At 33.5% G+C, this 15,567-nt stretch carries 12 protein-coding genes and 1 tRNA gene; 5 read left to right on the top strand and 8 right to left on the bottom strand.

Annotation, left to right across the window (positions count from 1 at the left end; genetic code table 11):
• A complete protein-coding gene (locus NU08_RS04920) occupies positions 1 to 1,677 on the bottom strand; it encodes a peptide MFS transporter (RefSeq protein ID WP_129746118.1) in 1,677 nt (558 codons plus the stop codon).
• Positions 1,678 to 1,713: 36 nt separating this feature from the next.
• Entirely contained in the window at positions 1,714 to 3,885 is a 2,172-nt protein-coding gene (locus tag NU08_RS04915) for a S9 family peptidase (RefSeq protein ID WP_129746117.1), read from the bottom strand.
• 180 nt (positions 3,886 to 4,065) lie between these two features.
• On the opposite strand from NU08_RS04915, the gene NU08_RS04910 reads away from it, so the two are divergent.
• Both NU08_RS04910 and NU08_RS04905 read left to right on the top strand, forming a co-directional pair.
• On the top strand, positions 4,066 to 5,379 hold the full coding sequence (locus tag NU08_RS04910) for a hydroxymethylglutaryl-CoA reductase, degradative (protein ID WP_129746116.1): 1,314 nt from the start codon (positions 4,066 to 4,068) through the stop codon (positions 5,377 to 5,379).
• 97 nt (positions 5,380 to 5,476) lie between these two features.
• Positions 5,477 to 6,385 carry a GYDIA family GHMP kinase gene (locus NU08_RS04905; RefSeq protein WP_129746115.1) on the top strand — a complete coding sequence of 303 codons (909 nt, stop codon included), beginning with the start codon at positions 5,477 to 5,479 and terminating at the stop codon, positions 6,383 to 6,385.
• Positions 6,386 to 6,397: 12 nt separating this feature from the next.
• On the opposite strand, the gene NU08_RS04900 is transcribed toward NU08_RS04905, so the two are convergent.
• The 6 genes from NU08_RS04900 to NU08_RS04870 all read right to left on the bottom strand — a co-directional run bounded on the left by NU08_RS04900 (position 6,398) and on the right by NU08_RS04870 (position 13,347).
• Positions 6,398 to 6,844 carry a hypothetical protein gene (locus tag NU08_RS04900; protein ID WP_129746114.1) on the bottom strand — a complete coding sequence of 149 codons (447 nt, stop codon included), beginning with the start codon at positions 6,842 to 6,844 and terminating at the stop codon, positions 6,398 to 6,400.
• A 271-nt stretch (positions 6,845 to 7,115) separates the two neighbouring features.
• Entirely contained in the window at positions 7,116 to 9,215 is a 2,100-nt protein-coding gene (locus tag NU08_RS04895) for a peptidylprolyl isomerase (protein ID WP_129746113.1), read from the bottom strand.
• Positions 9,216 to 9,322: 107 nt separating this feature from the next.
• Positions 9,323 to 10,579, bottom strand: a complete 1,257-nt coding sequence (locus NU08_RS04890; protein WP_129746112.1) for a hemolysin family protein — start codon at positions 10,577 to 10,579, stop codon at positions 9,323 to 9,325.
• A 202-nt stretch (positions 10,580 to 10,781) separates the two neighbouring features.
• Entirely contained in the window at positions 10,782 to 11,339 is a 558-nt protein-coding gene (gene lptC, locus NU08_RS04880) for an LPS export ABC transporter periplasmic protein LptC (RefSeq protein ID WP_129746110.1), read from the bottom strand.
• Between the two features lie 51 nt (positions 11,340 to 11,390).
• Positions 11,391 to 12,620 carry a hypothetical protein gene (locus NU08_RS04875; RefSeq protein WP_129746109.1) on the bottom strand — a complete coding sequence of 410 codons (1,230 nt, stop codon included), beginning with the start codon at positions 12,618 to 12,620 and terminating at the stop codon, positions 11,391 to 11,393.
• Positions 12,613 to 13,347 carry a type III pantothenate kinase gene (locus tag NU08_RS04870; RefSeq protein ID WP_129746108.1) on the bottom strand — a complete coding sequence of 245 codons (735 nt, stop codon included), beginning with the start codon at positions 13,345 to 13,347 and terminating at the stop codon, positions 12,613 to 12,615. The genes NU08_RS04875 and NU08_RS04870 overlap by 8 nt, the downstream gene beginning before the upstream one ends.
• A 99-nt stretch (positions 13,348 to 13,446) precedes the next feature.
• Between NU08_RS04870 and NU08_RS04865 the strand changes: the two genes are divergently transcribed.
• From NU08_RS04865 to NU08_RS04855, 3 genes are all read left to right on the top strand, one after another.
• Positions 13,447 to 13,519: transfer RNA gene (locus tag NU08_RS04865), tRNA-Phe, on the top strand.
• Between the two features lie 280 nt (positions 13,520 to 13,799).
• Entirely contained in the window at positions 13,800 to 15,293 is a 1,494-nt protein-coding gene (locus NU08_RS04860) for an MFS transporter (RefSeq protein WP_129746107.1), read from the top strand.
• 17 nt (positions 15,294 to 15,310) lie between these two features.
• Positions 15,311 to 15,544: a DUF6814 family protein gene (locus tag NU08_RS04855; protein WP_008466457.1), complete on the top strand. Its 234-nt coding sequence runs from the start codon at positions 15,311 to 15,313 to the stop codon at positions 15,542 to 15,544.
• The last annotated feature ends 23 nt before the right edge of the window (positions 15,545 to 15,567 follow it).

The raw sequence follows: 15,567 nt of genomic DNA, 5'->3' as shown, positions 1-15,567 counted from the left end.
TTATCTAACACCGTGCATTAATTTCTTCAATAGTGGTGTTAAAGCAAATAATAAAATTGCAGCAATACCTGTCAAGACAACAAAAACCATAAAGAATTCGTATAAGTTATGGATTTCAAATCCTGCAAAAATTGGATTTTGCGCACTAATCTGATGATGATCCAACAAAGCCAATTGGTCTGCTGAAAGCGTTATTTTTTTATCTAAAACTGCCTGAAGATCTATTCCAAGTTCTTTTGCTTTTGCAAATTTATCACCAGTTGCTGGCAAGATAGAACCTAAAGTTCCTCCTAATGCATAACCTGATGCATTAGACAAAAAGAATACTCCATATAATAATGATGCAAAACGTTTTGGAGACAATTTGCCCACCAATGATAAACCAATTGGAGATAAACACAATTCAGCACATGTATTTAAGAAATATAATAAGATAAGCCATTTAACTAATAAAAGCCCTGAAGTTCCGATGTAAGAAACCTGAGTAGCAATCATAAAGAAACTAATAGAGATGATCACTAATCCCGCTGCTAATTTTACTGGAGAAATTGGCTCTTTCCCTTTAGCTCTTAAAGTATCCCAAAGAACACTGAAAGGAACTGCTAAAACCACAACAAACATTCCGTTAAAAATTTGAACCATAGATGGTGGCATTGCCCAACCAAAGAAATGTCTATCTGTTTGGTTGTCTGCAATGAAAGTTAAAGACGAACCTGCTTGCTCAAACGCTGCCCAGAAGAAGATAATAAAGAACGAAACTATATAAATTACAATAATTCTATCTCTTTCAACTTTAGTTAAAGAAGTGTCAGAAATAATTAATCCTGCCAAAGCCAAACCACTTGAATAAATCAAAGTATAAATCAAGTTCTGACCTACAACGTAATGGAAAAAGAATCCTAAAGCAACAAATGCAATTCCCGCACCAATAAGAGCTTTTGTAGAAAAGTTTGCTTTTTGCGCTTCTCCTTCTTCAAAATCTGAAGCATCATTTTTAGAAGGAAGCCCCCCTAATGGTTTTCCTTCTGGAGAAACCACATATTTATTTTTTAAGAAGTAAAAAAGAATTGTACCTAATAACATAGCCACAGAAGCCGCCATGAATCCCCATCTGAAAGCATGGATATCTCTAATTCCTCCTGCGTCTTTAACATCTCCTAATAAAGGACAGATAGACTGACCTAAAAATGCTCCAATGTTAATTCCCATATAGAAAATAGTAAAAGCACTATCTAGTTTTGTTTTTTCTTGTTTTGGATACAAACTTCCAACCATACTAGAAATATTTGGTTTAAAGAATCCGTTACCAAAAACAATTACTCCTAACGCAGAGTACATAATAATTTTTGCCAAACCTAAATTAGATCCAAAAACACTTCCGCTCGTAAACAAAAGCAATTGTCCTATTGCCATTAATAATCCTCCCAGTAGAATACAATTTCTGTTTCCTAAGTAACGGTCGGCAACAAAGCCTCCCAACATTGGCGTCAAATAACAAAGTCCAAGAAATCCTCCATAAATTAATGATGCTTCTTCTTCTTTCATCAATAATGAATTCACAAGAAATAAAGTCAATAAAGCGCGCATTCCATAAAAATTGAATCGCTCCCACATCTCCGTTCCAAATAATACCCAAAGACCTTTTGGATGCGCTGTTTTTACTTGAGTTTCTCCCATACTATTCTTTTTAATTAGGTTTAAATATTTCTAGATTTATAAATTTTCTTTGATAAAGTTGGTCATTTTGGTATAAAGCTGAACTCTCGTTTTTCCGCCATAAATACCATGATCTTTATCTGGATAAATTTGAGAATCAAATTGTTTATTTGCCTGAATTAAAGCTTCCATCATCTGCATTGTATTCTGAACATGAACATTGTCATCTGCAGAACCATGAATCAATAAGAACTTCCCTTTCAATTTATCAACGTGATTTATAGGAGAGTTTTGATCGTATCCGCTTGCATTTTCTTGCGGAGTCTGCATGTATCTTTCTGTGTAAACACTGTCATAAAATCTCCAGTTTGTAACTGGCGCAACAGCAATTGCCATTTTGAAAACATCGTTTCCTTGGAAAATACAGTTCGAAGCCATAAATCCACCATAGCTCCATCCGAAGATTCCAATTCTTGAAGCATCAACATAAGGATAAGCACCAATTACTTTTGCTGCATCAATTTGGTCTTCAACTTCGTATTTTCCTAATTCTTTTTGAGTTACTTTTTTGAAATCAGCTCCTTTGTAACCTGTTCCTCTTCCGTCAACACAAGCTACGATGTAACCTTGCTGAGTTAATGAAGCGAACCAGTAATCATTAGAATTATTCCACTGATTTGCTACCTGTTGAGATCCTGGACCAGAGTATTGGAACATGAAAACAGGGTATTTTTTTGAAGCATCAAAATCTTTTGGTTTTAAAATCCATGCGTTTAGTTCATTTCCTTTAGCTGTTTTTAAAACAAAGTATTCTTTTGAAGGAAGGTTGTATGCTTTCAATTTATCAGCAAGTGCCTGATTATTTTCGATAACTTGAATTTCTTTTCCTGTTTTAGCCTCGTTTAAAGTATAAGTTGTAGGCTGCGTATTGCTTGAGAAAGTTGTAATAAAGTATTGGAAATTTGGACTGAAAGTCGCTGCACTTGTTCCTGTTTTTGAAGACAAACGCACTTTATTTTTCCCATCTAAACCAATTCTGTAAAGATCTCTGTTGATAGAACCATTTTCTGTAGATTGATAGAAAATAGTTTTTGTTTTTTCGTCGAAACCGTAGTATGAAACCACTTCCCAGTTTCCTTTTGTAACTTGATTTTTAAGTTTTCCGTTTTTATCATACACATAAATATGATTAAAACCGTCTTTTTCGCTTGTCCAGATAAAACTGTTATCTTTTAAGAAAGTCAAATTATCAGTTATATCTACGTAAGCTTTATCTTTTTCATTTAAAACCACTTTTGAACTAGCAGTCGTACCATCAATAAACAATATATCTAAATTATCTTGATGACGGTTTAAAACCTGCGCAGAAAGCACATTCGCATCATTCGTCCACTGCATTCTCGCAATGTAGAAATCATTATATTTTCCTAAATCTACTTTTTTAGTTGCTCCCGCAGCTACATCATATATATGCAGTGAAACTTCTGAGTTTTTTTCTCCAGCTTTAGGATATTTAAAAGTTTCAATTTTAGGGTACAAATCTTTATGGAAGATTGACATTGAAAACTCAGGAACCTGGCTTTCGTCAAAACGAATATAAGCTACTTTTTTACTGTCTTTACTCCAGTCGAATGCACGCACAAAAGCAAATTCTTCTTCGTAAACCCAATCAGTAATACCATTTATAACCGCATTTTTCTTTCCGTCTGTAGTAATCGGAGTAGATTTTTTTGAAGCTACATCATACACATATAAGTTGTTTTCTCGTGCGTAAGCGATTTTAGTTCCATCAGGTGAGAAAGTTGGCTCTTGAATTTGGAAATCAACAAGTTTAATCAGAGATTTTGCTGCGATATCATAAAGGTAGTAATCAGCAGTAAAGGAGTGACGGAAGATTTTAGAAGAATTACAAGCAATTAAGATCTTTTTTTCAGAAGCATCGAAGGTATAGCTGTCAATTCCGTCGGCAAGTTCTTTGTAGTTTTTAGTATCAATAAGATTCGATACTTTTTTCAGGGTTGCAAAATCGTATAAATCAATCTGCATACTTCTGCTCGCCTGGTCAACATTTAAAACAGTATATTGATTTGTATTTTTTAGCGATTGCAGTTCATCCATTCCTTTAGCCCGGAAAGTACCGCTAAAAACATTTTCGACAGTTATTTTCTGCTGTCCAAAAACAACCGCAGTTAAAAATAAAAATACTGCAGTAAATTTACTTGTATTCATTAGAATTATTTTAAATATAAAAAGAGCCCAATTTTAGTAAAAAAAATAAACATAATACACATTTTAAGTGTTAAATGTTAAAAAAAATAACGATTGCGCACTTTCATGTATGAAATAGATTGCAATCAAAACTCTTAAAATAGTATCTTTGCCGCAACAATATTATTTAATACATTGAGAATGAACAACGCTGTTGCTGGATTTTCTAAATTATCCAAAAAAGAAAAAATAGATTGGATTGCAAATGAATACTTTTCAAATCCAGAAGAGGCACATGATATTATAAGAAATTACTGGAATTCAGATGAAAAGCTTCAGCAGCTTCATGATGAATTTATAGAAAATACGATCACAAATCTTTATATCCCGCTTGGAGTAGCTCCTAACTTTATGATCAACGGAAAATACAAAACGATTCCGATGGCTATTGAAGAAAGTTCTGTGGTTGCAGCAGCTTCTAAAGCAGCAAAATACTGGTCTACTAGAGGAGGATTTAAAGCTACTATAATCAATACCGAAAAAATTGGCCAGGTTCATTTTACTTATAGCGGAGATGCAGAAAAACTGCACAACTTTTTTGACCAGATAAAACCTAAATTCTTCTCAGAAACACAAAGCATTACCAAAAATATGCAGCAACGTGGCGGAGGTATTTTAGATATTATATTAAAAGACAAAAGAAGTTTACTAGAAAACTATTATCAGCTTCATGCTACTTTTGAAACCAAAGACAGCATGGGAGCCAATTTCATCAATTCTTGTTTGGAGCAATTTGCTTCTACTTTAAAAGAAGAAGCTCAAAATTCTGATTTATTTCAAAATGGAGAAAAACTTGAAGTTATAATGAGCATTCTTTCCAATTATGTCCCACACTGTCTTGTTAGAGCCGAAGTTTCTTGTCCCATAGAAGATTTAGCAGAAAAACATATTACCAACCCTCAAGAATTTGCAGAACGTTTTGTTCAAGCAGTGCAAATCGCAGAAATTGAACCTTTTAGAGCGGTTACACATAATAAAGGTATTATGAATGGTGTCGATGCTGTAATTTTGGCAACAGGAAATGATTTTAGAGCTGTAGAAGCTGGCGTACATGCTTATGCTGCCAAAAATGGACAGTACGCAAGTTTATCGCATGCCAAAATTGAAAACGGAATTTTTACTTTTTGGCTTGAAATCCCTCTTGCAGTTGGTACTGTTGGCGGTTTAACTTCATTACATCCTTTAGTAAAATTGTGTCTTGAAATTTTACAAAAACCTTCTGCTCCAGAATTAATGGAAATCGTAGCTGTGGCAGGATTGGCACAAAATTTTGCTGCGTTGCGTTCCTTAACCACAACAGGAATTCAAGAAGGACACATGAAAATGCACCTGAACAACATCATCAATCAATTTGAAGCTACCGACGAAGAACGTCATTTAATTAAAACGCATTTCAAAAAAACAGCTGTTTCTCACAGTGCTGTGGTAGAATTTATTGAGAATTTAAGAAAATAACCTAGTTAAGAAAATCCAATATTTTAAATTCCAAATTCCAATGTTAGTTCTTGGAATTTTGGAATTAAAAATTTGGAATTTATAATAAAAAACAAGTATGCCAACAACCTTTTATAGTAACGGAAAACTTTTTATCGCTGGTGAATATCTCGTTTTAGACGGGGCAGATGCTTTTGCATTGCCTACAAAATTTGGCCAAGATTTGGTCATTGAAGATTTAGACAACAAACAGATCGAATGGAAAAGTTATGATTACGACAAACATTTATGGTTTGAGGAAACAATCTCGTTTGATGAAGTTATAAAAGGTTCAGATCCGCAAATTGATACCGTAAAATCAACACTGGTCAATATTCTGCATGAAGCTTATATTTTAAATCCAAAATTTATTGATAATGCTAACGGATATAAAGTAAGCACGCACTTAAGTTTTCCAAGAAATTGGGGATTAGGAACTTCTTCTACTCTTATCAATAACATTGCACAATGGGCTGGAATTAACGCCTATACTTTACTGAAAAACAGTTTTGGCGGAAGCGGTTACGATATTGCATGCGCACAAAACAACACTCCTGTTTTATACCGAATAAAAGATAATTTTGTACAGCAAGTAGAATTTAATCCAGATTTTAAAGAGCATCTTTATTTTGTTTATCTAAATAAAAAACAAAACAGTAAATCTGCTATCTATTCATACAACAATCATAAAAATAGCCATCTATCAGAAAGTGTCGCGCAAAATAATAAAATCACAAACGCAATACTTAATGCCAAAACATTAAAAGAATTTGCTGCTGCAGTACAAAAACACGAAATTCATCTAAGCAATGTTTTAGAAATGCAAACTATAAAAGAGGCTGTTTTTCCAGATTTTAATGGCGTAATAAAGAGTCTTGGGGCTTGGGGCGGAGATTTTATTCTGGTAGTTTCTAAAGAAAATCCGAAAGAATATTTTTTTAATAAAGGATATGAGACAATTTTGACTTATGAAGAAATGATTCTATAAAAGCAATTACAACTAATAATTTGCTTTTTTAGTTTTAACATGTTTTGTTGTCTCCAAACGACGAACCGATTTGCTTTCCTGCTCATTTGACTCAATAAGTCTATTGTGCAAGCGTTCCGCCATTTTTTCGATGCTGTTGGTAATCGAATCGTAAACCACTTCCATCCGTCGGTGTTTTTCTTCTTTTACGGCTTTCAGCACATCTTCAACAAAAACCTTATCGTATTTTTCAGCTACAGAATCATGCGTATTGGTTAGCCTGATTACATAATCATTGCTCAAAATAGTAACTTTAAAATGCTGTTCTTCGTTACTCAAATAATACTTTCCACCCAATTCATCAACATTGATGTCGGTGCTGCTCACTTTTAAAAGCTCTGTAATAATACCGTAGATATGACTTTCTATTTTGGTATATACTCTTGGCTTTTTTCTAAAAAATTTAAAAGTAAAAAACATTAAATGATTTTATTATTAAGCTTTTTGTTTATTAGATAATTTCTTTTATTGTGCGGCAAAAGCCAAAAATATGTTAAAGTTAAAAATCGAGCAAATTAACTGTAATAATTTGAATATCACAAGTTTTTTAAATTAAATTTCGATAATTCCTATATACTTTCAGAAAATTAACAGTAAAAATTTACAAAACAGAATTGCTGATTTCTAAAAAAAGAAAAACCCGAAACACTTAAAGCGTTTCGGGTTTTATATGAGATGAAGTACTTTTTAATTAGTAATTAAATTGTAATCTGTTATCTTCAATTTTAGCATTGTTTTTCAAGGCTGGCAATACTCTATTCTCATCAGATGCGCTTTGAGCTTTTACTTTTTCTACATAAGCAGCGTGATTAGCAATTGCAGGAGCTTTTACTGTTTTGATGTTTTTCACAACATATACTCCAGTATTTCCTTCAATTGGAGCAGAGATTTTGTTTGCTGTTAAAGCAAATGCATTACCTACAACTCTTGGCTCTTGCCCAACTCCTCCAGGTAAAACTGGATTATCAAGAGTTACATCTGCAGCTTGCTGAACAGCAACTCCTGCAGCTTTAGCGATAGCCTCAAGGCTTGAACCTTGCATTTTAGCTTTTAACAATTCTGCTTTTTTCTTATTTTTCAAGATAGGCTCTACATAAGGCCTTGCCATATCAACAGAAACTAAACCAGATTTGTTTTCACCTTTATATTGTGCAATAACGTGTCCTACGTTTGCAATTTCAAAACGTTTAACGTCTCCTTTATCTGTTTCTTTATCAAAAGCCCATCTGATAATGTTACGTTGGTTTCCTAATGGTCCAAACGCTTCATCCATAGCTTTTGCATTAACTGGCTGAGCCACTTTTAATCCTAATTCTTTAGCAGCAGCGTTAAAGTCTTTATCAGCAGCATCCATTTCAAATTTAGTTGCCAATGTAAATACTTTATCAGAAGTAGCTTCAGAAGGCTCAATTTTTTGAGCAATTGTAGCTAAACGAATTCCGTCTTGTTTATCTGTAATTTTGATAATGTGAAATCCGAAAGGAGTTTCAACTAAACCAACTTTACCAATTCCGTTGCTGAATACAAAATCATTGAAAGGTTTTACCATTTGGTTTGGCCCAAAATATCCTAAATCACCACCTTGTTGAGCAGATGAATCATCAGAACTTGTAAAAGCCAACATCATAAAGCTATCTGGATTAGCTTGAACTTGCGCTAAAATTTCTTCAGCTTTAGCTTTAGCTTCTTCTTTAGTTCTTTTTTCTTTTGGGTTTGGAGTTTGAGATCCTTCATAACCAATTAAGATATGACTAGCTTTTGCATTAACACCAGCTTTAAATCCTTGAGATTTAGAAATTGCATAGTATCTTCCGTAAACGTATGGCCCGTAGATAGCTCCAGCAGGCAAGCTGAATAATTTGTCAGCATCAACAGCTGGCAATGCATTTTTAGGAACATAAGTAGAATCGTAAGGCACATCAGAATTTGCATTTACAAATTCAGCAATGTTTGTAGCGTTTCTGAATCCAGGCAATGTATCATTTTTACCCGTTTTTGCGTTGTAAACAACACTTCCTGATAATAATGCAGTCAATTTACCTTTAATTTCAGCTTCGTCTTCTTTAGAAGCTTTATCTTCAACTAAAACGTATTGAATTTCGCGAGTTGCATCTGCTTTGAATTTTTTCTCGTTTTTCTTCATGTAAGCTACGATCTCATCATCAGAGATTTTTACTTCACTATCTTTAATAGAAGAATATGGAGCAGCTGCAAAAGCAAAACTTACTTTATTAGTTTCCATTTCATACTTTAACTTTCCTTCACTAGCAGTTGTGTAAAGTCCTGATTTAATTAAAGTATTATAGATTTGAAATTTTGCGTTCAATTCAGCATCTTTCTCTTTTTGAGAAATGTATTGTGCTGCTTCCGGATTAGATTTAAAATAATCTTTGAACTTAACAACATCAAAAATTCCTGCTGCGTTTAAGAACATTGGATTTTTACCAATATTTGGATCTGATTTTAAAACCTCTAAAATGTGTTTTTCACCAACTCTCAATCCTAATTTATCAAATTGTGATGACAATAAAGCGATTGAAACTTCTTGATCCCAAACTCTATTTGCAGCTTCAGTGGAAGTTATACCTTGCCCACTTTTTTCAACATTACTAACTTTAACTCTAAAGTCTTCAAATGAAATATCTTTTCCATCGATGCTTCCTACATCTTTTGAACTTTGACCAAATGTTCCTCTTGTGAATAGATCTTGTATTATAAATGCAAATAATGCAAGTGCAATAACTCCTATCAATAAAGCGGAACGCTGTCTAATTTTTGCTAAAACTGCCATTTTATTATCGTTAATTTTATATTCAGTTTGCGAAAATACAATTATCTAGTTAATAACAATACAACTAGCGTTTTATTTTCAATATTTTTTTTCATTAATTTAAAAAATCAGTCTTTAATTGTCAATTTGACTAGTTCTATTTTCTTATTTGAAGCCTCTTGAATAGAAAAATGAAACTTATCTATTACAATTTTATCTCCTTTTTGTGGGATTTCTTTCGTATGATACACAATAAAACCTCCTAATGTGCCGTAAGAATCCTCTTCTGGAATCATCAATCTGTAGGTTTCGTTCAAGTATTCAACATCTAATCGGGTTGAAAACAAATACTTGCCTTCTCCTATTTCTTCTTCGATCAATTCTTCGTCTAAATCGTGCTCGTCTTCAATTTCACCAAAAAGCTCTTCGACAATATCTTCAATTGTAACAATTCCTGAAGTCCCTCCATATTCATCTAAAACAACTGCTACGTTTTTTCGTTTTTTGATCAATAAATTCAAAACGTCTTTGATTAAAATAGTTTCAGGAACAAATTCGACTGTCATCAAAACCGATTTTATCGTCGATGGTTTTTTAAACAAATCGAATGAATGAACATAACCCACGATGTCGTCTAATGAATTCTGGCTTATGATAATTTTAGAATATCCCGTTTCTATAAACAAAGCTTTAAGATCATCAACTGTATCAAACAAATCTATATCTACAATTTCTGTTCGAGGTGTCATTATATCGCGCGCCTTTACATTTGAAAATTGTAAAGCGTTCTGAAAAATCTGAATTTCAGAATCTACTTCTTCATCTTCTTCAACAGTGCTCATCTGTTCTGTAATGTAATTTCCTAGTTCTATACGACTAAACAAATGGATTTGATTCCCTTCTGTTTTAAAAAATTTGCTCAGCACAAAATCAGCAATCCAAATAAAGAAAGTGGAAATGTAATAGAATAATCGGTAAAATAAATAAGCAGGAAGCGCCAGAATTTTAATTAAAGAATTGGCATAAATCTGAAAAAATACTTTTGGAAAAAATTCAGAAGTCAGCAAAACTACAAATGCTGCAAGTAGTGTCTGAATAAGAATATTCCACCAATCAGAAAAAATAAAACCAAAATGAGCCATCCAACCCAAAATCAGATCACCCATAAAAAAACCGTAAATCACCAATGCCACATTATTGCCAATAAGCATGGCAGCAATAAACTTAGATGGATTTTCGGTTAGCTTTGTTAAGATTCGAGACAGGAAATCGTCTTGTTTCTTTTCAATTTCGAGATAAATTTTGTTGGCGGATGTAAAAGCGATTTCCATCCCAGAAAAAAAGGCGGCTAGTATTAAACAGATTATTATAATACTAATTTCCATTTTTTATTGTTTTTTGTTTCGATCGTTGTGCCTGTTGAGAAATCTTCTCCTAAAGAAAAACATAAAAATAGCCATCCCTGCAATTACAAAGTAGAAAGGATAACTTTCATATCCCTCATTTAATTTTACGATACCATCATAAGTAAAGAAAACTGCAAAGAGGATGTAAACGTATTGTGTATATTTTAAATAACCCATAATATTATAATTCTTTGTCTGATTCTATTTCACCGCTTATTCGCTGCGAATTGATCACTTTAAAATCTTTGCTAAAATCTATTCCTTGACCATAGGAAACTCCCTTTGCATCGGTCAATTTGAATTTTCTTTCTGTATAAAACCATTCGTTTTTCTGGTCAAAATACAATTGTTCTGTTTCTAAAACCTGTCCAGCTTCTGAAGTGATTTTTACTTTTCCTATCAAATCAATGATTCCTGTGTTTTTATAAGAAACTGCATAATTGCCTTTTATAAAGGTGCGTTTTTGCTTCTTATCATATAATGTCACATCAATTCCTTTAGGAAATTCTGTGAAAGGAAAATCAAGATTTGAATAATCTAACATTTTCGGACTTATCAAAACACCTGTAATGCGTCCAGAATCTGTATATTTAATATTTACAGTATCTGCATCACTGGCAGGAACAAATTCTGAGAAGTTAATTTTCTGAACTTCTTTAAAATTACTTTCGCATCCAAAAAATAGTGTCACAGCAAAAACTGTGACAGCTATGAGACTATATCTTTTTGGTAAATTCATTTGCCAAATGTAGTAAATTGTAATGAGCTTCTAAAAGATATTCTGTTTTGATTATTGGTATTTGCTCTTCACAAACCATTTATCATTGAAAGAGAAACTCACACTGAAATTAACGTAATTCTCTTGCACTAAATCTGCAGAAGTTGTACCACGTTTACCAAATTCAATTCCTAAGTTTACATTTGAAAATGATCCCGGAATTGGAATTCCTGCTCCTAATGACATTCCGACATCTTTAATGGATTCATTATTTACGATCAAACCAATTTTTTCATATTTCAAACCTGCTCTATACGTAATTCTGCTCATATAGCTTGTAAAAGAAGCATAGTTTGGAAGATAATATCCTCCAAGCGCATACTTAGAATAGCTTTCATATCTAACGTTATCAGCAGCATTGTAATAATTTGCTAACTGCCCATCTCCCTGAAAAGTCATATTTGCTCCTACAAGCCATTTTCTCGCTTCACCAATACCTAATCCAATACTTAACTTATTTGGAAGCTTCAATTTTGTTGATTCTTTAGGAACTACATAAGGATCTGGATCTCCTTGAACTGAAATAACTTGTGTATTATCCGAATTCAGATTACTTGCAAAAGAATAGCTTAAACTAGAGAATATACTCATCTTTTTATGGATCTTTTTCTGATACATTGTTCCGAAACTAAATCCCATACCCGAAATTTCAGAAGTATTAACCTCCGCTGTTCCATTTTGAACTCCCGTAACAGCTTCGATACTTGTTGTAGTGATTTTTCCAAAATTATACTGTGCATCTACTCCAACATTCCAGTCTTTCATTATTTTATATGACAAACCAAAATATACCTTATTTACACCGCCTTTTCCATCAAGTTGCGAGCTTGTTGCTCCTTCTATTGCAGAATTGTCGTTACGAATTTTGTATCCTACCGAAGTTACAGGGATCAAACCAAATGAAGCACCAAATTTCCCCATTGGGATTCCTAATGCCAAATAATCAAAAGTAGAACGCTGTGCTTTTTCTGATGCAGAAGTTGTTTTTAAATTTGAAGTCGCAAATGTTCCTCCAACTGTAAAAGTTGTTTGAATTAAGCTGGCATAACTTGCTGGGTTTTCTAAATTTAAGTGAATCGTATCTTGTTCTACTGCAACTCCTGCCATAGATCTGTTTTCAAGAGTTCCCTTGAATCTCACATCTCCTATTCCGAAAAAAGAATAAGGCGAAGCAGTACCTTGTTGAGCGAATGAAACGAACGATATAAGCAAACAAGCGCTTAGTATTACTTTTTTAATCATTGTCGATTTTATATTGATATGTTTGGCTCAAACTCTCCAGAAGGAAATTTGAATTGGCAAATATGGTATTTTTTAATCGTTTAGCCAAAAAATCTGCATCGCCTCCCGTTAAAATTATGATAAAATTTGAAAACTCTTTGCGATATTCATCGATAAAACCGTCAATCTCATAGACGAAACCATTCACAACGCCAGAATGAATGGCCTGTGCCGTAGAGTTTCCTACATAAGAATCGGGAGCTTCTAAGCTTAATAACGGCAGTCTAGCAGTAAAATTATGCAGTGATTCATATCGTAAACGAAGTCCTGGAGAGATGGCTCCTCCTAAATAATTATCGTTTTCGTCGATAAAATCATAGGTTATGCAAGTTCCTGCGTCTATAACCAAACGGTTTTGTTTTGGAAATTGCAGTGTTGCCCCTGCCGCCAAAATCATTCGGTCTATTCCTAAAGTTTTTGGAGTTGCATATTTATTATGAAAAGGAAAAACATCTTCGTGAGTAAAAAAATGAACTTTCAGTCTATTTTCGAAAGACAAAAATGATTGTTTTTCGATATTTCCGACTGAAGCAACGACCAAATCGGAGCATTTTGGATATTTTTCTAAAATTTTTTCAATTTTTTTTTCGAGTTCATTTTTTTCAAAAACAAAATTTTCTAGAGCAGTATTATCCTCAAAGACAGACGCTTTAATTCTGGTGTTTCCGACATCAACCGTTAAAATCATATTTTCTTTTTTGCTTTTGCGAAGATACGAATTGATTTTTTCTAAAAAATGTTTTGCACAAACCAAAAATGATTATATATTTGCACCCGCAACAAGCACGGTACCTTAGCTCAGATGGTAGAGCAATGGACTGAAAATCCATGTGTCCCTGGTTCGATCCCTGGAGGTACCACAAAACCCGAATAGAAATATTCGGGTTTTTTGTTTTTTATACTTTTCTGTTTTATCTAACCGCAAAGAGCGCAAGGTTCGCAAAGTTTAAAAATAACTTTGTGAACCTTTGCGTAAATCTTTGCGCTCTTTGCGGTTAAATCCTTTTTCACTTCGAAATCAATTGTCAATAAATAAATAGTTTTTGTTAAAAAAGTATTGACTGAATAAAAAATAATCTTATATATTCGTAAAACTGTATTTTTCTTTTTCATTCACTAACAAGATATCAAAGCAGTTTTATGAGCAAAACTTCTACTAAAGGCATTTGGAAAGTAATTTCAGCCTCTTCTATGGGTACCATGATTGAATGGTACGATTTTTATATTTTTGGCAGTTTAGCTGTTGTTATTTCAACAAAATTTTTCCCTAGCGATAATCCAACCGCAGCGTTTCTATCTACTTTAGCCACGTTTGCTGCCGGATTTGTAGTTCGCCCATTTGGAGCTTTGTTCTTTGGAAGGCTTGGAGATATCATTGGACGAAAATATACTTTTATGGCTACCTTATTATTAATGGGCGGTTCAACCTTTTTAATAGGCTGTATTCCGAGTTATGAAACAATTGGTTTTCTAGCTCCATTATTAGTTTTGATTTTACGCCTGCTTCAAGGCCTTGCTCTTGGAGGAGAATATGGCGGCGCTGCTACTTATGTGGCCGAACATGCACCAGCAGGAGAAAAAGGATATTGGACTTCTTGGATTCAGACTACTGCGACTGTTGGTTTATTTATTTCGCTAATGGTTATTCTGGCCACGAAAAGTGTGCTTTCTGCAGAAACTTTTGATTTATGGGGATGGCGCGTTCCTTTCTGGGTTTCGATTGCCATGGTTGGAGTTTCTTACTTGATTAGAAAAAACATGGATGAATCTCCCGTTTTCGCGAAAGCTAAAAAAGAGGGAACAACAAGTACAAATCCGTTGAAAGAGAGTTTTGGAAACCGATACAATTTAAAATTTGTTCTTTTAGCATTATTTGGAGCTACAATGGGACAAGGTGTTGTTTGGTATACGGGACAATTCTACGCAATGAGTTTCATGAAAACGGTCATGAATGTTGATTCTTCGCAAGTTGATGAATTATTAGGAATTGCCCTTTTGATTGGAACTCCATTTTTTATTGTTTTTGGATGGCTAAGCGATAAAGTTGGACGTAAATACATTATGATGCTTGGAATGTTATTAGCTATTTTTTCTTACAGACCTATTTATAAAATGATGTACAATACAACAGACATCAACCAGAAAACGGAAATAGTACAAAATCCAATTGAAAAAAGCGAAAAAAAAGCTGATGGAAGTACTATTACAACAACTCAAAAAAAATATACTGATGGTACAACCGTAACGGAGAAAAAAACGTACATGGACAAAAAAGATGCACAGACAAGTGTTTCAATTCATATTAATTCAAACGATAAATGGACTTTAATTCTTCTGGTTTTTATTCAAGTGCTATTTGTAACAATGGTTTATGGTCCGATTGCGGCATTTTTAGTAGAAATGTTTCCAACTAAAATCAGATATACTTCCATGTCTCTTCCTTATCACGTAGGAAATGGAATTTTTGGCGGATTGCTTCCTGCCATTTCCACTTATTTTGTATCACACGCCAAAACAGCAGGCAAAGCCGATTTTTATTTGGACGGATTATGGTATCCTATAATTATTGCTGGAATCTGCTTTGTTATTGGAATGATTTATATTGAAAACAAAAACAAAATTACTCACCTTTAAAATTAAAAAAAAAAAAAATGAATGCGATTAAACAAGTTTTAGGGGCGTTATGGATTGCTTTGGCTGCGGCGGCTGCCTATTTTTGTGTATTTGAATTTGGTTTGCCTAAACTTCTTTCAGACCAGCAAGACGATTTGGTATTTGGTGCAATTATTCTATTTATACTGACGCCGCTTATTGTTATGGGCTTAGGAACATTTGGATATTATTCTTTAATTGGGGAGTATAATGATCCTAAAAAGAAAAAATAAGTAAAAACAATTACGGTTAAATC

The sequence above is a fragment of the Flavobacterium anhuiense genome, assembly GCF_004151235.1.
GTDB lineage: Bacteria > Bacteroidota > Bacteroidia > Flavobacteriales > Flavobacteriaceae > Flavobacterium > Flavobacterium anhuiense_A.
The sequence above is the reverse complement of the archived record's forward strand: the minus strand, read 5'-3'. Positions and strand labels throughout refer to the sequence as shown.

Coding starts and splice junctions, on each gene's coding strand:
- NU08_RS04920 (WP_129746118.1), bottom strand. CDS start 1,677: ATGGGAGAAACTCAAGTAAAAACAGCGCATCCAAAAGGTCTTTGGGTA.
- NU08_RS04915 (WP_129746117.1), bottom strand. CDS start 3,885: ATGAATACAAGTAAATTTACTGCAGTATTTTTATTTTTAACTGCGGTT.
- NU08_RS04910 (WP_129746116.1), top strand. CDS start 4,066: ATGAACAACGCTGTTGCTGGATTTTCTAAATTATCCAAAAAAGAAAAA.
- NU08_RS04905 (WP_129746115.1), top strand. CDS start 5,477: ATGCCAACAACCTTTTATAGTAACGGAAAACTTTTTATCGCTGGTGAA.
- NU08_RS04900 (WP_129746114.1), bottom strand. CDS start 6,844: ATGTTTTTTACTTTTAAATTTTTTAGAAAAAAGCCAAGAGTATATACC.
- NU08_RS04895 (WP_129746113.1), bottom strand. CDS start 9,215: ATGGCAGTTTTAGCAAAAATTAGACAGCGTTCCGCTTTATTGATAGGA.
- NU08_RS04890 (WP_129746112.1), bottom strand. CDS start 10,579: ATGGAAATTAGTATTATAATAATCTGTTTAATACTAGCCGCCTTTTTT.
- lptC (WP_129746110.1), bottom strand. CDS start 11,339: ATGAATTTACCAAAAAGATATAGTCTCATAGCTGTCACAGTTTTTGCT.
- NU08_RS04875 (WP_129746109.1), bottom strand. CDS start 12,620: ATGATTAAAAAAGTAATACTAAGCGCTTGTTTGCTTATATCGTTCGTT.
- NU08_RS04870 (WP_129746108.1), bottom strand. CDS start 13,347: ATGATTTTAACGGTTGATGTCGGAAACACCAGAATTAAAGCGTCTGTC.
- NU08_RS04860 (WP_129746107.1), top strand. CDS start 13,800: ATGAGCAAAACTTCTACTAAAGGCATTTGGAAAGTAATTTCAGCCTCT.
- NU08_RS04855 (WP_008466457.1), top strand. CDS start 15,311: ATGAATGCGATTAAACAAGTTTTAGGGGCGTTATGGATTGCTTTGGCT.